Consider the following 25,520-nt stretch of genomic DNA (forward strand, 5'->3'; position numbering starts at 1 on the left):
ATAAACCTGCTGTGAGCAGGGGTTTTCTGGACCTTTGCACGCTTGCGGCGGCACATCTTCGTATCGCCGATACGGCGAAATTGTTGCACCGTTGCTCGGCAACGTCGGGGAGAGTCTGTTAGTGAAGTAATGCGCTTCAGCCGGTGCATGACCGCAGCAGGGGATGGATGCTGGCTGCGTGTTGATGAAATGCATATGTAATTGCATCGGTATCGAAAAGCGCCTACGGGAAATTCCGGACACGGACAGGTCTTTGTGCACGTTGCACCTGTGTCTTGGAATTCGAGGAGGGGTTAGACGATGAGTTCGAATTCAGCGACGCCTGCCGACCGACATCAGGCTTTGATTCCACTTTCGAGGGCGCAATATGGAATGTGGCTCGCGGACAACCTGCCCGGCGGCCCGAACGTCAATATCGCACACTACGTCGAGATCGAGGGGCCTATAGACTACGGCGTGTTCACCAAGGCGGTGAACGACGCCGGCCGTGAAACCGAGTCTCTTGTTGTCCGGGTGGTCGAATCCGGCGGTCAGCCGTACCAACTCGTCGACCGCGGCATTGTGTACGACGAGCCGTTGCTGGATCTCAGCGCCGAAGAAGATCCGTACGCGGCGGCGATGGAATGGATGCGCCGTGACTACAACTCCAAAGCCCTCGACCTAGCCCGGGACCGGCTGGCCGCGACGCGGCTTATCCGGCTCGGCGAAGAGCGGTATCTGTGGTACGCGCGCGCCCATCATCTGGTGATCGATGGCTTTGGCGCATTCAACACCGTGAACCGAGTGGCCGAGCACTACAACGCGTTGCTCGAAGGCAGGCCGCCGGCCCGGCGGGCGGCGGCCCGGCTGGCGGACATCATCGCGGCGGAGCGCGAATATCGAATGAGCCGCCGGTTCGACACCGATAAGGCGTACTGGCTCGACAAGGTCGCCGATCTGCCGCCAGCGGCGAGTCTGTCCGGTCGTACCGCCAAGTGGAGCGAAGACGACCGCTTTGCCGGTCGGCCGTTGCCGGCGCGGTTGACCGCCGTGCTCGACCGTTTCGCCGACGATCTGCACGCATCGCCCGCGCAAGTGGTGGTGGCCGCGTTCGCCGCGTTTCTCGCCCGCATGACAGACACCGACGACGTCGTCCTGTCGCTGCCGGTGACCGGACGTGTGACGATGCCCTTGCGGAACGCTGCCGCGATGTTGGCGAATATGGTGCCGATCCGATTCGCCGTGGACGCGACGACCACCGTGGACGGGCTGATTCGCACGTCGGTGTCCGAACTCGTCCTGGCAATGCGGCACCAGCTCTATCGGTTCGAGGATCTGCGCCGCGAGTCCAACGCGTTGGACGCGGCGGCGACCTCGTTCGGTCCGATCGTCAATATCTTGTTCTTCGATTCCGGGATTCGGCTCGGTTCGGCGATCGGCCGCTACCGCGCACTGACGTCCGGGGCCCTGGACGACCTGCAGCTCAATATGTACCGCTCCGGGGCAGACGCGCCGCTGCTCATCGAATTGCACGGCAACGCCAACCTGTACAGCCAGGACGAACTCGACGTGCACGCCGGTCGATTCGTCGACTTCCTGCACCGCATGATGGACTCGCCTGTCGACACCCGCCTGGTCGACATACCGCTCGTCGATTCCGCCGAGGAGCGGCGCATGCTGGGCGAACTCGTCGGCCGCGACGGCGTGGCGACCTCTGCGACGCTCGTCGATCTGCTGATGCGACAGGCCGCGTCCACCCCGTCGACAGTGGCCGTCACGTCGGGTACGACCGCCCTCACCTACCGCGAGCTCGACGACCGGGCGAACCGGTTCGCCCGCAAGCTCATCGCCCTCGGTGCTGGGCCGGAATCGCTGGTGGCCATCGCGATGCCACGCGATGCCGATCTGATCATCGTCGCTCTCGCGGTGCTGAAGTCGGGCGCCGGGTATCTGCCGCTGGACCTCGCGCATCCGCTCGATCGACTCGATTACGTGCTGAACGACGCCGATCCGATCGCTGTCGTCACTAACCGGAGCATGCGCGATCAGCTGCCCGCTGAGACCGGCACCGTGGTGCTGTTCGATGACGACCCGGGCGTGGAGACCGCTGGTCCGATCACCGATGCGGAACGTACCCGCCCGCTGCGCAGCGAAAACGTCGCCTACGTCATCTACACCTCCGGATCGACAGGGCGGCCGAAGGGCGTGCCGATCACTCATCGCGCGGTCGCCACCTACCTGACGAATGCGTGTACCGAAATCGGAGTCCGCGCCGGCGATGTGTGGACGTTGTTCCATTCGTTCGCATTCGACTATTCGGTGTGGGAAATCTTCGGTGCACTGGTCAGCGGCGGCAGGGTGGTCGTGGTGGGCGGCCCTGCCACACGCTCGCCGGACGACGTCGTGCGCCTGGTGGCGCGCGAGCACGTGAGCATCCTCAACCTGACCCCCTCGGCGTTCCATCAATTCGCCACCGCGCGACGGCGATATGCGGAGGCAGGGGAACCCGATGGTGAGGTTTCCTTGCGACTGGTCGTCCTCTCGGGCGAAGCTCTCGATCCCGCGGATTTGTCGGACTGGTACGAACATAATCCGAACCTGCCCGTGCTCGCCAACAGCTACGGCATCACCGAAACCACCGTCTTTGTCACCTATCTCCGGTTGACACCCGACATCGCCGTGCCCGGCGCACCCAGCACGATCGGCCCACCGCTGCCCGGCTTGCGTGTGTACATCCTGGACGAACGACTGCGCCCGGTGCCGCTGGGCGCCTGGGGCCAGATCTATGTCGCGGGATCGCAACTTGCCCGCGGCTACCTGGGCCGCCCTGGGTTGACCGCAGGACGCTTCGTCGCCGACCCGTTCGGCGAGCCGGGGCAGCGTCTCTATCGCAGCGGCGACGTCGCGCGACGAAATACCAAGGGCGAGTTGGAATATCACGGACGCGCCGATCAACAGGTGCAGCTGCGCGGGTTCCGGATAGAGCTGGACGAGATCCGCAGCGCGCTGGTCAGCCACAGTGCGGTCTCCACGGCGGTCGTCATCGTGCACTTGCCAGGTACCGAAGCGGCACGGCTGATCGCCTACGTCGTGCCCGTCGACGACGCGGTCTGCGAGCCCGAGGTGCTGCGCACGCACGTCGGGTCGATGCTGCCGGAATACATGGTCCCAGTCCACATCGTCGTATTGCAGGCGTTGCCCCTGACCGTCAACGGCAAAGTCGACCTTCGGGCGTTGCCCGAGCCGACCGTCGGTTCGGCTGCGGCATATGTAGCGCCGCGCACCGCGGTCGAGGAGACCATCACCGACGTCTTCGCCGAGGTCCTCGGCACCGCGAAGGTCGGCGTGCTGGACAATTTCTTCGACCTGGGCGGCAATTCGCTCACCGCCACCAGCGCTTCCGTACGGATCGCTGAGCTGACCCGGTGCGAGGTATCGGTGCGCGAGCTGTTCGGCAAGCAGAACGCTGCCGAACTCGCCGCCCATATCGAAGCCGGTCGGCACTCCAGCCGCCCCGCGCTGCGGGCGCGGCCACGCATCGAGCCCATTCCGCTGGCACCCGCGCAGAACCGGATCTGGTTGATCAATCAGGTCGACCTGGAGTCGGCGGCGTACAACATTCCGCTGGTGCTGCAGCTGACCGGACACCTCGACACCTCTGCACTGCGCTCGGCGCTGATCGACGTGCTCGAACGGCACGAATCCCTACGCACCGTGTATCCGGCCGTGAACGGTCAAGGGACGCAGGTGATTCTGTCTGCCGAGCAAGTCGCTGCCGACCTCGATGCGACCCCGCAGCTCACCAGTCCCGAGGATTTCGACAACCGGATCCGCGAGCTGACCGCGACCGGGACTGACGTCCGCCGACGTCCACCGATCCGGGTTGCACTGCTCGCATCCACCGACCAGCGCAGACATGTCTTGGTCGTCGTCCTGCACCACATCTGCTGCGATGGATCGTCACTGGTACCGCTCGCGGCCGATTTCGCCGCAGCCTACCGGGCGCGGTCGCAGGGACATGCCCCGGATTGGCTGCCACTGACCGTGCAGTACGCCGACTACAGCATCTGGCATCGCGATGTGCTCGGCGACGAAGACGATCCGGACTCGCTTGTGGCGCGCCAATTGCGTTACTGGACAGCGCAATTGGCGGGTATGGCACGACCGTTGGAACTCCCTGCCGACCGTCGGGCGCCGGCTCGCCGGTCCACGCTCGCAGATGTCGTCGACACCGTGCTCCCCGCCGAGACGTGCGCCGGGATCCAACGAGTGGCGCGCACGGCGAACGTCACGACCTTCATGGTCGCTCATGCCGCGTTGGCCGTCCTGCTCGCCCGGCTGTCGGATTCGGCGGACATCACCATCGCGACGCCGGTCGCGGGCCGGGGCGAGCGCGCGCTGGAACCGCTGATCGGCATGTTCGTCAACACGGTGCCACTGCGCACTCAGGTGCGCGGTGGCGAATCGTTCACGGATTTCCTCACGCGAGTCAAAGATATCGATGTCGAAGCTTTCGCCCACAGCGACGTGCCGTACGAACGCGTGGTCGAAGCGGTTGATCCGATGCCGTCGGCGGCGCACGAACCGCTGTGTCAGGTATACCTCGCCTTCGAGAACATGGACCGCCCGAGCCTGAAGCTGTCCGAGCTCGCCGCTGAGATCCTGGATCCGGGACCGCAACCGGCGAAGGTCGACATCATTGTCACCGTCACCGAGAACGCCAGGGCAGCAAGCGATCTCGAGCTACGGATCAACTACGCGACTGACCTTTTCGATCGGGGGACGATCGAGGAATTCGCCGCGCGACTGAATCGGATCCTCGAGTCGGTCGTGTCGAATCCGCAGCAGCGGGTGGGTGCTGTCGATGTGCTGTCGAGGACCGAGCGAGCTGCGTTGGTGCCCGCGTCGGGCGGCTGTGCCGAGGCACCACGGGTGCTGGCGGAGTTGCTGACGGTCCAGGATCCGGATGCTGTGGCGATCGTGTCGGGAGAACGCATGGTGTCCTACGGGGAGTTGGATGCCTGGTCGAATCAGCTCGCTCGGTTGCTGATCGAGTGGGAGATAGGCCCGGATGATCATGTCGCGCTGGTGATGGCGCGGTCGGTGGAACTCATAGTGGGGATGTGGGCAGTGGCGAAGGCGGGTGCGGCATTCGTCCCGGTGGATCCGCGGAATCCGGCCGAGCGAATCGCGGTCATGGTCGCCGATGTTCAGGTGGCGTTGACGGTGGAAGCAACCCAGCACCTGCTCCCACCCGCAGTGGAGCGGTTGATACTCGACGATCCGGGCAGTGCGGTCTGCATCGCGGCGCGATCCCCGGCCGCCGTGACGGAAGCGGATCGGATCCGCGCCTGCCGTGCCTCGAACGCGGCGTACGTGGTGTACACCTCGGGGTCGACGGGTGAGCCGAAGGGCGTCGCTGTGACGCACGAGGGCTTGGCGAATTTCGCCGCCGAACAACGTGAACGCTATTGGATCGACAGATCTGCGCGGGTGTTGCAGGTGGCGGCTCCGGGCTTCGATGCGGTGGTGCTGGAGTTGCTGATGGCGCACCCGAACGGTGCGGCCTTGGTGGTGTCGCCGCCAGATGTTTTCGCTGGCGATCGGTTGACGGAACTGATTCGCAAGCAACAGGTTTCGCATGCATTCATCACGCCGAGCGTGCTGGCGACGATGTCGCCCACCGATATGGATTCATTACAGGTATTGATCGCCGGTGGAGAGGCAGTGCCGGCGGAAACGGCCGCGGTGTGGAGTCCAGGCCGTCGGTTGTTCAACGGGTACGGGCCGACCGAGACCACGATGATGGTCGCGATCAGTGATCCCCTGTGCTCGGGTGCCCGCGTCACGATCGGTGGCCCGATCCGCGGTGTCGAGGCCCTGGTATTGGACGCGAATCTGCAGCCGGTACCGGTCGGGGTAACCGGACAGCTCTACATCGGCGGTATCCATCTCGCCCGCGGATACCTCGACCGACCCACGGACACCGCGTCGGCATTCGTGGCCGATCCCTTCGGTGCGGTGGGGGCACGTATGTACCGCACCGGCGACCTGGCTCGCTGGACACCCGAGCGCACACTCGAATACGTCGGGCGCACCGACTTCCAGGTGAAGATCCGCGGCCAGCGCATCGAACTCGGCGAAATCGAAGCCGTCCTCGCCGGGCATCCAGCGGTTGCGGCCGCGGTGACGGTCAGCGTTGCGACCGAGAGCGGACCCAGGCTGGCCGCCTGTGTCACGCCGGCAACCGATGATGCCGTCGACGTCGCCGAGCTCATGTCCTACGCTGCCCGGCGCCTGCCGTTGCACATGGTGCCGGAGGCGGTGACGGTGCTGGACACACTACCGCTGACAGCGGTGGGCAAGATCGACCGTGCCGCGTTGCCGGTACCGGTTTTCGCCGCCGAGACCACCGAGTTCGTCGCGCCACGCGATGCGGTCGAGCAGATCGTCGCCGATGTGTGCGGCGCTGTTCTGGGCATCGATCGTGTCGGTGTCCTCGACAACTTCTTCGATCTCGGCGGCAACTCGCTGTCGGCGACGCGGGTGGCCGCGCGGTTGAGCGCTGTGTTCGGTGTCGAAATTCCGCTGCACACCGTGTTCGACGCACCGACCATCGCGGCATTCGCGGCGGATCTGCGGGCCATCGACGCACCTGGGCGGGAACCACTGATTCCGCAGGAACGCCCGGCGCGCGTCCCGCTGTCGCCTGCCCAGGCCCGCATGTGGTTTCTCAATCAGTTCGATACCGGCTCGGCGCTTTACAACATCGCCCTCGTCGTGGACATGTCTGGTCCCTTCGACGTTGCAGCTATGCACGCGACGATCGCCGATGTGCTCGACCGGCACGAAGCTCTCCGGACTATTTATCCGGACAGCGACAGCGGACTGCATCAGCTGATCGTGCCGGTACAGGTGGCACTACCCCCGCTGGCGCCGATCGAGGTGGCGGCGGCAGACTTCGAGGCGCACATCGCTGCGGCGGCCGCAGCCGGCTTCGACGTCACACGCGAGGTTCCTTTCCGAATCACGTTGCTGCGCAGTGCGTCCGATCAACACACCCTGGTCCTGGTCGTCCATCACATCAGCTTCGACGGATCCTCGCTGAGGCCGCTGGCCGCGGACCTGATGACCGCCTACAACGCCCATATCCGGCACGAGGCGCCGCAGTGGTCCCCGTTGCCCGTGCAGTACGCGGATTATGCCCTGTGGCAACAGAAATGGCTGGGCACCGAAGACGAGCCGAACAGCCCGGCCGCCACCCAGATCGAGTATTGGCGGGCTGCACTGGCCGATCTGCCCGAAGTACTCGATCTGCCCACCGACCGTCCGCGCCCGGCGCGGCAATCGTTCCGTGGCGCGACGGTGTCGGCGACGCTGCCGGCCGACCTCGGTCGTGCCCTGGTCGCCCTGGCCCGCCGCCGCAGCGTGACGGTCTTCATGGTGCTACACGCGGCGTATGCCACACTGCTGGCCAGGCTTTCGGGAACCGGTGATATCGCTGTCGGCACGCCCATTGCCGGTCGCGGTGAACCGGGACTCGAGCGCCTGGTCGGAATGTTCGTCAATACCTTGGTGCTGCGCACGCGCATAGAACCCGGCGCGTCCTTCCTCGACATCCTGGAACAGGTCCGGGCTATCGATCTGGCCGCCTTCGACCACGCCGACATCCCGTTCGAGCGCCTCGTCGAAGTGCTGAATCCGCCACGCACGGCGGCCCACGCGCCGTTGACACAGGTGGGTTTCTCGTTCCACAACATCGAGATTCCCACGGTGCAGTTCGAGGGCCTGACGGTGTCGGCCCGGATCGCCGATCCGAGCGTGGCCAAATACGATCTGCATCTGAATCTCGTCGACACCGCGGAGCGTTCTGGTGAGCCCGGTCCGATGGCAGTCGAATTCAGTTACGCCACAGATCTTTTCGATGAGGCAACGATTACTTCGATGGTCGACCGGTTCGTGCTGCTGCTGCGCGCGATAGTCGCCGATCCCGCCCGCGCGGTCGGCGACATCGAGTTGCTGACCGCGCACGAGGTGCGCGAGCGGGCCGTGCGCGAAACCGGGGGGACGACGACTCCGCCGTCGTCTGCGACGATCGCGGACCTGTTCGCCGCGCAGGCCGCGGCGACGCCGGACAGCACGGCCGTGCTCGACTCCGAAGACGGCACGCGCCTGAGCTATCGAGAGTTCTCGGCGCGGGTGAATTCGCTGGCGCGTTCGTTGATCGGACGCGGAGTCGGCCCCGAAACCGTTGTGGCCGTGTCGATGCGCCGCTCCATCGACCTGCTGACCACTCTGTATGCGATCCACGCGGCTGGCGGGGCCTACCTACCCCTGGATCCGGATCACCCGCTCGATCGCGTGCGCACCGTCCTCGCCGCCGCGCGGGCGCGGGCGGTGCTCACCCGTCGGTTCGACGACGCGAATCTGCCCGAGAACGCCCCGGTTTGGGCGCTCACGGAACTCGACGCCGAGTACCGGGATGCGTCGCCGGTGTCCGACGCCGACCGGGTCGAGCCGCTACATCCCGAGAACCTGGCGTATGTCATCTATACCTCTGGCTCGACCGGAGTGCCCAAGGGTGTGGCGGTACCGCATGCGGCGGTGGTCAATCAACTCCGCTGGATGGGTGAGCACTACGGACTCGGCGACGATGTCATGCTGTTGCGGACTCCGGTCACATTCGACCTGTCGGTCTGGGAGCTGTTCTGCCCCTTGATATGTGGTGCGAAGCTCGTTGTCGCGGGTCCCAACGGCAGCGGCGACCCGGACACGGTGGCGCGGTTGATAGCCGAACAGCATATAACGACAGCGAATTTCGTGCCGTCCTTGCTCTCGGTGTTCCACGAGACGGCCGACGGGCACCGGTTCCCGGACCTGCGGCGCGTGCTGTGCATCGGCGAGGCGCTGCCGGTCGAAACCGTCCGCCGTTTCCGGGATCTGAGCGACGCGCGCATCGACAACCTGTACGGGCCGACGGAGACCGCGGTCAGCGTCACCGCGTATCACATCGACGGGTTGGACAGCCCGGCGGTGCCGATCGGGGTTCCCCAGCCGAACGTCATCGTGCACGTACTGGATTCGCGACTGCACCCCGTTCCGGTGGGGGTGACCGGTGAGCTGTATCTGGGTGGTATCCAGCTGGCCCGCGGATACCATCAACGGCGCGATCTGACGGCGGCGGCGTTCGTCGCCGACCCGCTCGACGGCGCGCACGGATCTCGCCTGTACCGCACCGGCGACCTTGTTCGCTGGGACAAGGGCGGTGCCCTGCACTATGTCGGCCGTGTCGACGATCAGGTGAAGATCCGCGGGCTGCGGATCGAATTGGGCGAAATCGAGGCAGCTCTGCTCGCGTACATGCAGGTGACCGCCGCCGTTGCGCGAGTGTATTCCGGCCGCGACGAGCAACGCTTGGTCGCCTACGTGGTCACTCCGGAAACATTGGACACCAGACAGATTCGACGCTTTCTGCTCGAGCGACTGCCTGCCTATATGGTGCCGTCGGCGATCGTTCGGATCGACGCGGTCCCGCTCACGGCGAACGGCAAGGTCGATTATCGGGCTTTGCCGGTTCCAGATCTGAGCAACCACTCGGAATACCGGTCGCCGCGAGGGCTTGTGGAGCAGGTCGTCGCTGAGGTTTTCGCCGAGCTGCTCGGCGTGCCGACGGTCGGCGCGGACGACGACTTCTTCGACCTCGGCGGGAATTCGCTGGTCGCCACACGCGCGCTGAGCCGGATCGGCGCCACGGTCGGCGCGACCGTACCGGTACGGATGATCTTCGAGGCCCCTACCGTCGCCGAGTTGGCCGAACGGATCGCACAACTGCGTGGGGTGCCCGCTCTGCCCGCCCCGACGCCGAAGCCCAGACCGCAGCGCTTGCCGTTGTCTACGGCGCAGGCCCGGATGTGGTTCCTCAACCAGTTCGATCCGGCCTCGCCCGGTTACGTTGTGCCGCTGGCGATTCGGCTCGATGGCCTGCTCGATGCCGAGGCGCTCGCCGCGGCCGTAGGGGACGTCGTCGCCCGGCACGAGAGTTTGCGGACCATGTATCCAGCGCTCGACGGCATGCCCACGCAGGTGGTGTTGGCCGCGACCGATGTCGTCGGGGGCTGGGATCTGACCCCGCATCGGATCGAGGAGCGCGAGCTGGCCTCTCGGTTGGCCGCGTTCTCGAGCACCGGGTTCGATGTGTCGAAGGGCGTGCCGCTGAGGGTCGCGCTGTATCAGCTGTCGGATTCGGCCTGGGTGGTCGCGGTGGCCGTGCACCACATCAGTTGTGATGGATATTCGGTGGCACCGCTGGCAGCCGATATCGTGACCGCCTATCGGGCGCGTACCAGTGGAAACCTTCCGGATTGGGCGCCTCTCACCGTCCAATTCGCCGATTACGCCCTGTGGCAGCGCGAGGTGCTCGGCTCGCCCGACGCCCCGGATTCGCCCGTGTTCGGCGATATCGCCTACTGGCGAACCCGGTTGGCGGGTATCCCTGAACTGCTCGAGTTGCCGACCGATCGGCCGCGCCCGGTCGAGCAGACCCATCACGGCGCGGTGCTGCGGGTCGAGATTCCGGCTGAACTGCAGGGCCGGGTGGAGGCACTGGCCCAGCGAGCCAGAGCCACGACGTTCATGGTGGTGCACACCGCACTCGCGGTGCTGCTGTCGCGGCTGTCCGGCAGCGACGACATCACGATCGGAGTGCCGCACGCCGGTCGCGGACACCGTGCCCTCGACCATCTCGTCGGGATGTTCGTCAACACCTTGGTGCTGCGCACCCGTGTCTCGCTCGATCAGACCTGCGCCGACCTGCTGGATGCGGTGCGGCGCAACGACATCGAGGCCTTCGACCATGCCACCGTGCCGTTCGAGCAGCTGGTGGAGGCGCTGAATCCGGCACGCTCGACCGCGCACGCCCCGTTGTTCCAGGTGATGCTCGCCTACCAGAACATGGTCCGGGCCCACGTGGAACTTCCCGGGCTCACCATCGAGACCATCGACCCGGGTGACAGTGCCGCGATCTACGACCTGCTGCTCATGATGACCGAAGAGCACGGGCCCGGCAACGAGCCGACCGGCATGACGCTGCGCCTGACCTACGCCACCGACCTGTTCGATGCCGACTCCGCGCAGCGTTTCGCCGATCGGTTCGTGCGCCTGCTGGATGGTCTCACGACCGATGCCGATACGCCGGTCGGCCATATAGATCTGCTCGATGACGGCGAGCGGCACCGGGTACTGGACCGCTGGAACGACACCGGCGACCCCGCCTCGGCGGGCCGGACTCTGGTCGACGCCTTCACCGACCAGGTCGAACGCACCCCCGATGCCCCGGCGATTCGGCTTGCGGACGGAGAGGCGCTGACCTACGGGGAGTTCGCCGCCCGCGTCAACCGGATGGCCAGGTGGCTCATCTCCCGCGGCGCGAGTCCGGAAACTATTGTGGCGGTGAGTGTTCGGCGTTCGATCGAGCTCGTCACGGCACTGTATGCGGTGGTCGAGGCCGGGGCCGCCTTCCTACCGATAGACCCGGACCAACCGACCGCGCGCATCTCCGGCGTGCTCGGCACGGCACGTCCACCGCTGGTGCTCACCACCTCGGCGGACGATGACAGTCTGCCCGCCGGATTCGACTCCGTTCACATCGATCGACTCGAGGTGGGCGACCTGTCCGGCGCCCCGATCACCGACGCGGAACGGCTCGCCCCGCTGCGCCCGGAGAACGTGGCCTACGTGCTGTTCACCTCCGGCTCCACCGGCGTTCCCAAAGGCGTGTCCCTGACGCACGCCGCGACCATGAGTCAATTGGCGTGGGCGCAGCAGCAGTGGCCGCACACCGCCTCCGATACGGTGTTGCACAAGACCCCGATTACCTTCGACATCGCCGTGTGGGAGTTGTTCTGGCCGTTGCAGGTCGGCGCGCAGATCGTGGTGGCCGAACCCGGCGGGCACCGTGACCCGGCCTACCTCGCCGGTGTGATCGTGAGCCGCGACGTCAGCACAGTGCACTTCGTACCGTCGATGCTCGAGGTCCTGCTCGAATCCGATGACGATACCGAATTGCCTTCCATCCGAAGGATTTTCGTCGCCGGAGAGGCGCTGGCGCAGCACACCGTCGATGCCGCGGTGCGCGTGTTCCCCGAGGCCGAGGTGGTCAACTGGTACGGTCCGGCGGAGGCGGAGGTGGTCACGGCCACGCGCTGCCTGCCGGGTGCGCGGACCCCGGCGACGGTCCCGATCGGCGCGCCCGTGGCGGGCATGCGGGTCTACGTGCTCGACAAGCGGCTGCGACCGGTGCCGGTCGGTGTCGTCGGTGATCTGCACGTCTCGGGTGTGCAGGTGGCGCGCGGATATCACGCTCGCGCCGACCTCGCCTGCGCAGCCTTCCTCGCGCACCCGTTCGGGGCGCCGGGGGAGCGGATGTATCGCACAGGTGACCTGGTGCGCTGGACGCGCGACGGTGAGCTGGAATTCCTGGGCCGCAGCGATTTCCAGGTCAAGGTGCGCGGTCAGCGGGTGGAGCCGGGCGATATCGAAGCGGCGGCGTGCGCCCTGCCGGAGGTGGCTCGTGCGGTTGCCGTCGCGACCTCCGAACGCATCGTCGCCTACGTGACACTGATGCCCGCCGCGGTGACCGATGGGCGCATGATCCGCGAGCAGCTTTCGCACGTGCTGCCGTCGTATCTGGTGCCGGCTCGCGTCGAGGTGCTCGACGCCATGCCGCTCAGCTCGAACGGCAAACTCGACCGCACCGCCCTGCCGGCGCCTATCTTCGACGACGGCGAGGACTTCGTCGCGGCACGTACCGAACGCGAAGCGGCACTGGCCGATATCGTTGCCGCGGTCACCGGTAGCGAGCGAGTGAGCGTGGCGGCGAACCTTTTCGAAATCGGCGTGGACTCCCTGTCGGCAGTTCGGATCGCCGCGCGCGCGCAGACAGCGCTCGGTGTCGAAGTCGGCATCCGCGATATTTTCGAGGAGCCCACGATCGAGGGATTGGCGGCACGGCTGGCGCAGCGGACGCGGTCAGCGCTGATCCCACTCGCGCCGCGCCCGCGCCCGGCGGCGATCCCGCTGGCTATGGCGCAGCGCCGGTTGTGGTTCATCAACCAGTTCGATACCGCTTCGGCGGCCTACAACATCAGTTTCACGGCCCGGTTGACCGGGGCGCTCGACGTCGAGGCGCTGCGGGCGGCGTTCGGCGATGTGGTGGCTCGGCACGAGCCGTTGCGGACGGTGTATCCCACCGTCGGCGGCGAGCCGTGTCAGGTCGTGCAGGATGTGACGACCGTGGACGACGGCTCGGCACTGGATCCGGAGCCCGTCGCCGATGAGACGGTGCTGGGCGAGCGGATACGGCAGACCGTCGAGACGGGCTTCGATGTCGCGCACACGGTGCCCCTGCGGGCACGGCTGTATCGCACCGGCCCCGACGCGCATGTTCTGGTGCTGGTCGTCCATCACATCGCCGCCGACGGCGCGTCGATGGCGCCGTTGGCGCGCGATGTATTCGCCGCTTACCGTGCGCGGGTGAAAGGCACAGCGCCGCAATGGAAACCGCTGGCCGTCCAGTACGCCGACTATGCGCTGTGGCAGCGGGAGGTGCTCGGCGTCGAGGACGATCCGTCGTCGATGATCGCGCGGCAGATCCCGTATTGGACCGAGGCTCTCGCCGACGCCCCGGAGTTGCTCGACCTGCCGACCGATCACCCTCGCCCGGCGACCATGTCGATGGTGGGCGGCAGTGTCCGCTTCGACATCCCGCAGCGGCTGCACGAGCAGGTCGTGCGGCTGGCGCGCCACGAGGGCGTCACCGTTTTCATGGTGCTGCACGCCGCGCTGGCGATCGTGCTGGCGCGCACCGCGCATGCCGACGATGTGTCGGTCGGTACGCCGGTCGCGGGCCGGGGAGGTCCGGCGCTGGAGGATCTCGTCGGTATGTTCGTCAACACGGTGGTGCTGCGTACGCCGGTCCGCGACGACCGTTCGTTCCAGCAACTTGTGGCCGAGGTACGTGGAATCGACCTCGAGGCGCTCGCGCATGCGGATCTGCCCTACGAGCGGTTGGTCGATGTGCTCGACCGGCCCCGGTCGACGGCGTATACGCCGCTGTATCAGGTGCTGTTCGGATTGCAGAGCGCCGCTGCGGCCCGGTTCCAGCTGCCTGAGGTCGATGTCGAATTGCTCGATCCCGGTGTCGCCCAAGCCAAGACCGACCTCATGATGTTGCTGACCGAACGCCTCGACGGCGCTCGACCCGCCGGTATCGAAGGTGAAATCGTCTATGCGACAGATCTTTTCGCGGAACCGTTTGCGACAGCGCTGGCCGACCGGTTCCTGCGCGTCCTCGACGCGCTCCTCGCCGATCCGGCCCGGTCGATAGGTGAGATCTCACTGATCGGTGTCGAAGACGCCGAACGGCTGCTCCCGGCGCGCGGCGGCGACGCCCCCGCGCCGCGTCTGCTGCCCGATCTGCTGGCTTCGGCCGTCGCAACGACTCCCGAGGCGACCGCGCTGATCGACGGCACCCGCACCCTCACCTACGGCGAGCTCGACCGCCGCGCCGATCAGATTGCGGCGCAACTGCTTTCCTGGGGTGTGGGGCCGGGGAAGTGCGCCGCACTGGTCGTGCCGCGCTCGGCCGACTACCACGTCGCCATGTGGGCGATCGTGAAGACCGGAGCCACATTCGTGCCCGTGGACCTTCGTTATCCGCCGGAGCGGATCGCATATCTGCTCGACGATTCCGGCGCCGAGGTCGGCGTCACGGTCGCGGCGGCGCGACCATCCCTGCCCGACGGCGTCCGCTGGCTGGTGTACGACGACCCAGGCACGGTCGCCGAGATCGCCGCAAGTCCAAGCCATGCCGTATCGGACGCGAATCGCCCTCGCCCCCTTCACATTCAGGATGCGGCCTATGTGATCTACACGTCGGGTTCTACCGGCACGCCGAAGGGGGTGATGGTCACCCACGAGGGGCTGGCGGCCTTCGCGGCCGAGCAGCGTGAGCGCTACCGGGTCGAGGCCACCTCGCGCGTGCTGCAAGCCGCGGCACCCGCATTCGACGCGGTGCTACTCGAAGCCTTGATGGCACATGCGGCCGGCGCGGCGCTGGTGGTGTTGCCGCCGGAAGTGCTCGGCGGCTCGGCTATGGCCGAACTGATCCGGACCCATCAAGTGACCCACGCGTTCCTGACACCGAGTGTGCTGGCGACGATGTCGCCCACCGAGGTGGATTCGGTGCGGATGCTTGCCGTCGGCGGTGAAAAGGTGGCGCAGGATCTGATCACCGCCTGGTCGGCCGGGCGGCGGCTGCACCACATCTACGGCCCGACCGAGACGACGATCGTGATAACGATCAGCGACCCGGTGCGGCCGGGGGAGGTGCTCACCATCGGCGGACCGATCCGCGGCGCCGAGGCGGTGGTGCTGGACGCGCGGCTGCGGCCGGTGCCGATCGGAGTGCCCGGCGAGCTGTACTTCTCCGGAGCCGCACTGGCCCGCGGCTATCTGAATCGTCCTGGAACAACGGCACGTTCGTTCGTGGCCAACCCGTACGGTGCGCCGGGTTCGCGGATGTATCGCACTGGCGATATCGTCCGCTGGACCGCGCAGGGCACACTGCAGTACGTCGGGCGCCTCGATTTCCAGATCAAGATTCGCGGTCAGCGCGTCGAGTTGGGCGAAATCGACGCCGCGCTGCAGACCTATCCGTCGGTCGCGACCGCAGTCACTGTGAGTCGTCGAGGCCCCAGCGGGCACCCGGTGCTCGCCGCGTACGTCACGGCCGAACCCGCAACGGTCCTCGAACCGAGCGCGGCGCTCGATCATGTCGCTGCCACCCTGCCCGCACACATGGTCCCGGCGACGATCACCATGCTCGATCACCTGCCACTCACCTCGTCCGGCAAGGTGGATCGAGAAGCATTGCCGCAGCCGGTTTTCGAGACCACCGAAGACGCCGCCGTCGCGGCATCGACCGACCTGGAACGCACCATCGCCGCCGCCTTCGCCGACGTCCTGGGTGTGTCCACAGCGGGCGCGACGACCTCCTTCTTCGCGCTCGGCGGCGACTCCATCATGTCGATTCAGCTGGCTGCGCGCCTGAAAGCGGCGGGGATCGCCGTGACGGCCCGAGACATTTTCGAGCACAAGACGGTTCGCGGGCTTGCGCAGGTCGCGCAGGCCGCCGAACGGGCGACGCTCACCGAGCTGCCCGGCGCTGGTGTGGGCGAGATCCCGTGCACGCCGATCGTGTCCTGGTTCGTCGAGCGACTCGGATCGCCTGCTCGGTTCGCGCAGTCGATGCTGGTGCGTTTGCCGCACGACGCGGGCATCGACGCGGTGGTCTCGACCGTACTGGCGGTCGTCGAAAACCATGACATGCTGCGCTCGCGGCTCGATGGGCAACGCTGGGAGGTATTGCCGCCGAGCGCCGCCGACGCCGCCGGTGCGGTCTCCGTACGGTCCTTCGGCGCCGACGAAACTCCTGGCAGCGCCGGTTTCACCGCAGCGGTGGAAGCGGCGTCCGCCGCAGCCTACGATCGGCTCGATCCGGCGGCGGCCAGGCTGGTGCATGTCGTGTGCCTGCTGCCCGAACCCGGTGTGGACGCCGAAGGCCGGGCAGTGATCGTGATCCATCACTTGGCCGTCGACGCGGTGTCGTGGCGAATCCTGGTGCCGGACTTCGTGACTGCCTGGCAGCAGATCACCCAGGGCCGGGCGGTCGAGCTAGCGGCACCGGGCACCTCCATGCGCCGGTGGGCGCACGCGTTGATGGCCGCGGCCGCCGAACGCGCCGGGGAAGTCGAGCTGTGGCAGCGGATCGGTACGGCACCGGATCCGCTGCTCGGGCGGGCGCAGCTGGATTCCGCGCGCGACACCCAGGCGACCGTGCGTGAGCTGACCGTGTCGCTCCCAACCGAGGTGACCTCGGCATTGCTCGACGAAGTGCCACACGCCGTGCGCGGCAGCGTCGACGAGGTGCTGCTCGCCGCGCTCACCGTGGCACTGACCCGGTGGCGCAGGCGTCACGGCGACGCGCACACGGGCATGAAGGTCCTGCTCGAAGGGCACGGCCGCGAGGAGCAGATCGCCGCGGGCAGCGACATCTCCCGAACTGTCGGATGGTTCACCAACCGCTATCCGGCTGCGCTCGATCTGAGCGGCATCGATCCAGCGGATCCGCGCGCGGCGGTGAAATCGGTCAAGGACCAGCTGCGCGCCATCCCGGACAAGGGCATCGGCTACGGCCTGCTGCGCTATCTGAACCCCGACACAGTCGACCGGCTCGCCGCGCTGCCTGAGCCGCAGATCAGTGTCAACTATCTCGGCCGGGTGGGGGTCGATCTCGCGACACTGTCGGATCTGCCGTGGGCACCCACCGACGAACCCTTCGACCGCCGGGCCGCCTTCGATCCGGATATGCCAGCGGCCTCGGTGCTCACGATCGATATAAACATCGTCGACGCCGCAGCCGGACCGCAGCTCTCGGCCTACCTCGGCTACGCCTCGCGGCTGCTCGACCACGACGACGTGGCCGAACTCGCCGACGAATGGGTCGATGCCCTGACCGCGATCGCGGCCCACGCGACCGAGGACTGGGGGCTGTCGCGGGCCGACGTTCCGTTGGTCGATCTCACCCAGGGAGATCTGGACGAGTTCGCCGACCGGTACGGACCACTGAGTGAGGTGTGGCCGTTGGCGCCGCTGCAGGCGGGGCTGCTGTTCCATGCCGAGATCGCCGTGGGCGGGCTCGACGTCTACCTCGCGCAATCGGCGCTCACCCTGACCGGGGCGGTCGACGAGAACCGGCTCGAGCATGCCGCGCAGGCCCTGCTTGCCCGCCATCCCAACTTGCGGGCCGCCTTCACTCGCACCGCAGAAGGCATTGCAGTGCAAGTGATTCCAACCGGTGTGGCGGTGTCGTGGCGCAGCATCACGCTGTCCGGCGACACCCCGGACCTGAACGAGGTGATCGACACGGAGCGGGCGACCGGATTCGATCCGGCCGATCCGCCACTGCTGCGGTTCGTCTTGATCGCGGTGGGACCGCAGGAGTTCCGGCTGCTGCTGACCGCGCATCACCTGCTGCTCGACGGCTGGTCGTTGCCGCTGCTGTGGCGTGAGCTCATCGGGTTGTACGCCGCGGACGCACAGTCGCGGTTGCTGCCCGCTGCCGCGTCCTACCGCGATTACCTGGAATGGCTGGAGCGCCGTGACCGCACCGAAAGCGCCGAGGCGTGGCGAGACGCACTGCGCCATGTCACCGAACCGACACTAGTCACCGGTGCGCACACCGAGACGGCCGCGACGATCCCGATCGATCTGACGATCGGTCTGGATCGGGATACGACAGCGGAGTTGGTGGAATTCGCCCGCGCGCACGCGGTCACGATGGCGACGATCGTCCAGTTCGCCTGGGCGGTCGTCCTGAGCAACCAGCTCGGCACCGAGACCGTGGTTTTCGGCAGCACGGTGTCCGGCCGTCCCGCCGACGTGCCCGGGGTCGAGTCGATGATCGGTCTGTTCATCAACACGATTCCGGTCGCCGCCGACGTGCGCAGGGACCGGACTATCGCCGATACGCTGACCCGACTGCAGGCCGACAACACCCGGCTGCTCGACCACCACTATCTCGAACTGCCGCAGATCCTGGCGGCCGTGGACGCCGTCGCATTGTTCGACACCCTCGTCGTGTTCGAGTCCTACCCGGTCGACAGCAGTGGACCGGGTGAAACCGAGATCGACGGGATCCGGGTGATCGCGGCGGATGGCCGCGACGCCGCGCACTATCCGATCACCGTGCAGGCCCACCAGACCGACGCGCTGCACGTGCGCCTGCGCTATCAGCCGGACTATATCGACGACGAGACGGCATCCGGTCTGGCGGCCCGGCTCGACGTCGTGCTGCGCGCGATCGCGACCGATCCGCACGCGCGGCTGGATTCGGTGGATCTGCTCACCGCGACCGAACGGCGGGAGTTGGTGCCCGCAACGGGTGGCCCTCCCGTGGCGCCGCAACTCGTGGCCGAGTTGCTCACTGCGGGCGTTGATGTGAATCCCGGTGCGGCAGCGCTGCTTTCGGGGCGGCACACGATGTCCTATGCCGAATTGGATGCCCGGTCGAACCAGCTGGCGCGGCAGTTGATCGAGTGGGGTCTCGGCGCCGGCGATCGGGTCGCGCTGGCGCTGGGGCGCTCGGCGGAGTTCGTCGAAGGCCTGTGGGCGGTGACCAAGACGGGTGCGGCGTTCTTGCCGATCGATCCGCGCAATCCGGCCGAGCGCGTGGCACATATGGTCGCCGATGCCCATGTGCGGGTCGCGCTCACCGTCGCGGCGTCGCGGGATCTGCTTCCCGACGTGGTGCGCCCGCTGGTCCTCGACGATCCGGACACCGCGGCCGCCATCGAGGCGAAGTCCGCAGCGACCATCGCCGATGCCGAGCGCCTGCGGACGCCACGGATCCAGGACGCGGCGTATGTGATCTACACCTCGGGGTCCACCGGAGTTCCGAAGGGCGTCGAGGTCACCCACGCGGGGCTGGCGAATTTCGCCGCGGTCATGCGTGACCGCTTCCGTGTCGACACCAGGTCGCGTGTGCTTCACGCCGCAGGTACCGGTTTCGACGTGATGTTCCTGGAAGTTCTGCTGGCGCACACCAGCGGCGCATTGCTTGTGGTCGCGGAACCGGACGCGTTCGCCGGGGACGAGTTGGCGGAACTTATTCGCACGCAACAGGTTTCGCATGCATTCATCACCCCGAGTGTGCTGGCTACCATGGTGCCGACCGGGATGGATTCGTTGCGCGTGCTGATGGCCGGCGGCGAGGCGGTGACACCGGAGTTGGTTTCGGTGTGGTCGCCGGGCAGGTGGTTGTTGAACGGATACGGACCGACCGAAACCACGATTCTGGCCGGGATCAGCGACGCGTTGCTTCCCGGTGATGTGGTGACGATCGGTGGACCTATTCGCGGTGTCGAGGCCGTAGTCCTCGATCCGTGGCTGCGGCCGGTGCCGGTCGGGGTGGTGGGGGAGTTGTACCTCGCGGGCATCCAGCTGGCCCGCGGGTATCTGAAGCGGCCCGGCGTCACCTCCGGGTCCTTCGTGGCGAATCCGTTCGGCGCGCCGGGCTCGCGCATGTACCGCACCGGCGATCTGGCCCGCTGGGACGCCGACCACGCCGTGGAGTATCTCGGCCGCCGCGATTTCCAGGTCAAGATCCGCGGTCAACGCATCGAACTCGGCGAGATCGAAGCCGTATTGTCCGAACAGCCCAGCGTCGACCACGCGGTGGTCGTGCTGCGCACCGATATCTTCGGCACCGACCGGCTCGTCGGCTATCTGGTCGGCGACGGCCGCATCGATCCGAACGTCGTCAAGGCCGCGGCCCGGCGGCACCTGCCCGCGCACATGGTGCCAGACCTGCTCGTGCCGCTGACCGAACTCCCGCTCACCGCGACCGGCAAGCTCGATCGGGCGGCACTGCCAGCGCCGCGGTTCCCCGAAGAACGGGAACCGATCGCCCCACGCACCGAGACCGAACAGCACATCGCGGATGTCTTCGGCGAGGTCCTCGGTATCGGCGCGGTGGGCGCGGCCGACAGTTTCTTCGACCTCGGCGGCAATTCGCTGTCGGCGACGCGGGCGGTCGCGCGATTGCGCACGATACTCGGGGTGAGACTGGGTATCCGAGATCTGTTCGACGCACCGACCGTCGCCGAGTTGACTGCGCATCTCAGCACGGCCGAGCGCCAGCTCGCGCTGCCGCTGACACCGCGCACCCGCCCGGCGCAGGTGCCGCTGTCCCCGGCCCAGCAGCGGATGTGGTTCCTCAACCAATTCGACACGTCGGTCGGCGGCTACAACATTCCGCTCGTGATCCGGTTGCGCGGCGAACTCGACGTCGATGCTTTGCGGCAGGCGTGCGCACTGGTCATCGACCGGCACGAGTCGCTGCGCACCAAATTCCCGATGATCGACGCAATGCCCGCCCAGGTCATGGTCGATGCCGCTGAGGTGGCACCGGCGCTGGCCCCGATCCGGGTCGAGGAACAGCAGGTGCTCGAACGGGCGGCGGAGGTGGTCTCCGCGGGCTTCGATGTGACCGAGGCACCGCCGGTGCGAGCCGAACTGTTCGCTCTCGACGAACGCGATCACGTGCTGGTGATCTGCGTGCACCACATCTGCGCCGACGGACAGTCGATGATGCCGCTCGCACGGGATGTGGCGGTGGCCTACGAGGCGGGTCGGCAAGGGAGGCAACCGAACTGGCCGCCGTTGCGGATCCAGTACGCCGACTATGCGTTGTGGCAGCGCGAGGTGCTCGGTGAACAGCACGATCCGGATTCGCTGGTCTCCGGGCAGCTGCGATTCTGGACCGACACTCTCGCCGGACTACCCGAATTGCTCGAGCTGCCGACCGATCTGCCGCGGCCGCCGGTGGCGTCCATGCGCGCCCGCACGGTCGACTTCGAGCTGTCCGCCGAGTTGCATGCCCGCATCGACGAACTCGCTCGCGCGGCCAACGCCACGGTGTTCATGGTCCTGCACACCGCGTTGAACGTACTGCTGGCACGGCTGGCCGGTGTGGACGATGTGGCGATCGGCACCCCGATGGCCGGTCGTGGCGATCGCGAACTCGACGATCTGATCGGCATGTTCGTCAACACGCTGGTGTTGCGGTCGCGGGTGTCGGTCCGGCAGCCGTTCGACGAGTTGCTGGCTGCCACCCGCGAGACGGATCTGGCCGCGTTCGCGCACGCCGACGTGCCGTTCGAGCAGGTCGTGGAGGTGTTGAATCCGCGCAGGTCGACCGCGCACATGCCGCTGTATCAAGTGACCCTCGACGTCCAGGATCTCAGCGCGGCCGCGTTGGAGCTGGGAGGGCTCACCGTCGAGCCGATCGAGGCGGGCTTCGACCAGGCCCGCGCGGATCTGAACGTGAAACTCGTCGAACAGTTCGACGCCGGGGGCGCACCGAGCGGCATGGCCGGCCGCTTGACCTTCGCCGCCGATCTGTTCGGCCAGCAGACGATGTCTCGTTTCGCGCGCGCGTTCAGCCGAATCCTGGAGCAGGGGACCGCGAATCCGACTGTCGCCGTGGGCGATATCGACATCGTGGACCCCGGCCAGCGGCGCGAAGTGCTCGCGGCCGCCGGAGTCGACGGCGGCGCGGTCGCGGAAGTGACTCTGGCCGAGCTGTTCACCGCCCGGGTCTCGGCCCAGCCCGATGCGATCGCGGCCACCGACGGCGTGTCGCAGATGAGTTATGCGGAGTTGGATCGGCGCGCCACCCGACTGGCGGTTCGGCTCGCCGAGCACGGAGTGGGCCCGGAAACCCTGGTGGCGGTGGCATTGCCGCGTTCGGTCGATCTGGTCGTTGGGCTGCTCGCCGTGGTACGCGCGGGTGCGGGATATCTGCCGCTGGATATCGCCAACCCCCCGCAGCGGTTGCGGTTCATCCTCGATGACGCGCGTCCGGCCGCGGTGTTGACTTCGGCCGAGCTGGCAACAGACGTACTGGAATACCCGGCACCGACGGTTCTGATCGAAAAGGCCCTCGACGTGGTCTCAAACCAGCCGTTACCCGCGGCCGCGCGGCCGGACAACCTCGCCTACGTGATCTACACCTCCGGGTCGACCGGCACGCCGAAGGGCGTGGCTGTCAGCCACCGCGAAGCCGTCACCTTGTTCACCCACGCCGCCGAGCGATTCGATCTGCGCCCCGACGACGTGTGGACGCTGTTCCATTCCTACGCCTTCGATTTCGCGGTATGGGAGATGTGGGGCGCGCTGCTGAGCGGCGCCCGGGTGGTCGTCGTCGACTACACCACCTCCCGATCGCCGCAGGCGTTGGTGGAACTGGTGGCGCGCGAGCGCGTCACGGTGTTGAGCCAAACACCTTCGGCGTTCTACGGATTCGTCGAGGCCGAGCGTCGATATCGCGAATCCGGATGCGGCTGCGGCGATCTCGTGCTGCGGTATGTCGTCTTCGGTGGCGAGGCATTGGATGCCACGCGGTTGACCGACTGGTTCGCCGCACACCAGCCCGGGTCGCCGCAATTGATCAACATGTACGGGATCACCGAGACGACCGTGCACGTGACCTTCGCCGAGGTCGACAGCGTGGGCGCCGCGGGGATCGGCTCGCCGCTACCGGGGCTGCAGGTGTATGTGCTCGACGACCGGCTGCAACCGGTGCCTATCGGTGTTCGTGGCGAAATCTATGTCGCCGGAAGGCAACTCGCGCGCGGCTACCTGCGAGCGCCCGCATCGACGGCCGGCCGTTTCGTGGCGAACCCGTTCGATCCGCACGGCGGCCGGTTGTATCGCACCGGCGACGTCGGTCGCTGGCTCGAGACCACCGATGGGCTCGAATTGATCTACCTCGGCCGGGCGGACGCGCAGGTGCAGTTGCGTGGGTACCGGATCGAACTGGGCGAGGTGGAGTCGGCGCTGCTGCGGCATCCCGCGGTGTCACGGGCCGCCGTGGCGGTACACCGCCACGAGCGCGAGGTGGACCAGCTGATCGGCTACGTCGTGGGCGGCAACGGGCAGCGCATCGATCCGGGCCAGATCCGCGCAGCCGCAGCCGAAGTGCTGACCAGTTACATGGTGCCCTCGGTGGTCATGGTCCTGCCCGATCTGCCATTGACCATCAACGGAAAGCTGGATCGAAAAGCATTGCCCGCTCCCGATTTCGACGGAGCGGTAGATCGGTTCGTCGCACCGCAGACTCGTACCGAGAAAGCGATCAGCGATGTGTACGCCCAAGTCTTGGGAACACAGCGTGTCGGGGTGATCGACGGATTCTTCGACCTGGGGGGCAACTCACTGCTGGCCACCATGGCGGTAACAGAGTTGCGGACTCGTGGTGTGAGGATCGAATTGCCGTGGATGTTCGAGGATGCGACTCCGCAGGCGTTGGCGCGCAGGGCCGACGGCTCGGAAGGCGACTCCGGCCTGAAGGTGTTGCTGGCGCTGCGCGCGAGCGGATCCGAGCCGGCGGTCTTCGCCGTGCACCCGGCGGGCGGTCTGGCGTGGTTCTACGGCGGCATCATCGAACATCTGCATCCGGATCGGCCGGTGTACGGGTTACAGGATCCGCACGTCGTGTCCGGCGAACCACGAGCGGAGTCGGTCGAAGAACTGGCCGCGCGCTATGTCGCCGAGATTCGCCAAGTGCAGCCTAGGGGTCCGTATCACCTGCTCGGCTGGTCATTGGGCGGACAGATCGCGCACGCAATGGCGGTACAGTTGCAGCGCGACGGTGACCGGGTCGGCATCGTGGCCCTGCTCGACTGCGCCGCCGAGGCACCGCCGCAATCGGCACCGACCCACAAGCCCGCACCGGGACAGCTGATGGCCGATCTGCTCGGCGGCTGGCGAGAGCTATTCGGTCTCGGCGACGAGCTCCAGGCGAGCAGCCACGAACAAGCCTGGAACATCATCCGCGACCAGGTGGTCGCGACCGGTCTGTTCACCGCCGAACAGACCGATCGGGTGATGGAGAGCTTCCGGACCGCGAGCGATATCTCCGTCGCGCACCGGCCACACGTCTTCGACGGCGACCTGGTGTTCTTCACCGCTGGGAAAGACCACGCCGACCACGACGGACTCGTCCACACGTGGCGGCCCTATGTCAGCGGCGACATACACAACGTCGTCGTCGACGCCCGCCACCTCGAGTTGAGCCATCCGCATGCGCTGGCCACCGTCGGCCCTGTACTCGAAAGGTTCATACAACAATGCTGACCACTATGCAGCAACTGCGTCTCGACGACGGCAGAACGGTAACCTGCACAAGCCCGGCCGAGGCGCGGATGCTGTGGGGTGAGACGACCGCACCGCACGGCTTCTACCGGCGCGCCGCCGCGTGCCTTTGCCCTGGAGACGTTGCCCTCGACATCGGCGCCAACATCGGACTCACCGCGATGATGTTCGCCGACATCTGCCCCGGAATTCAAGTCATCGCGGTCGAGCCCGTGCCGATGACCTTTCGTTGCCTGGACCGCAATATTGCAGCGCATGTTCCGGCGGGGCTACCCCTGCAGATCGCGGTCGGCGACACTGCGGGCACGCGACCGTTCACCTGGTATCCGCACGCATCGGCGAACTCCGGTTTCTTCGCCGATCGCGAGGCAGATGACGAAGCCACCAAGATCTATCTGCGCAACTGCGGCTTGGACGACAAGGCCATCGAGCTCATCACCACCGGCCTACACGACGGAGTACCACTACAGGTCGGGGTCACCACTGTTTCGGCGATCCTGGACGAACACTGCCGCGACAGCGAGATCGGTTTACTCAAAGTCGATGTCGAGCGTGCCGAATTGGATGTCTTGCAAGGCATCACCGACGCGGACTGGCATCGTATCCACGCCGTCGTCGCCGAAGTCCATGATCGCGACGGCCGCCTGCGAGAAGTCGGCGAGGTGCTCGGTCGGCAGGGCATGCACGTGCAGACTCAGCAGGACCCGCGTTTGATCGGAACTGAAATACACGAGGTTTTTGCCGTCAGGCCCTCGGGGACTGACTGA

At 66.8% G+C, this 25,520-nt stretch carries 2 protein-coding genes; both read left to right on the plus strand.

Annotated features, from left to right (window positions below; translation table 11 throughout):
- The first annotated feature begins 300 nt into the window (after positions 1-300).
- Complete coding sequence (locus ACFYOW_RS28735) at positions 301-24,735, plus strand: non-ribosomal peptide synthase/polyketide synthase (RefSeq protein ID WP_387293041.1); 24,435 nt, start codon at positions 301-303, stop codon at positions 24,733-24,735.
- Positions 24,729-25,520: an FkbM family methyltransferase gene (locus ACFYOW_RS28740; protein ID WP_387293043.1), complete on the plus strand. Its 792-nt coding sequence runs from the start codon at positions 24,729-24,731 to the stop codon at positions 25,518-25,520. Before ACFYOW_RS28735 ends, ACFYOW_RS28740 begins: the two co-directional genes overlap by 7 nt.

The sequence above is a fragment of the Nocardia sp. NPDC006982 genome, assembly GCF_042869435.1.
In the GTDB taxonomy this organism is placed as follows: Bacteria; Actinomycetota; Actinomycetes; order Mycobacteriales; family Mycobacteriaceae; genus Nocardia.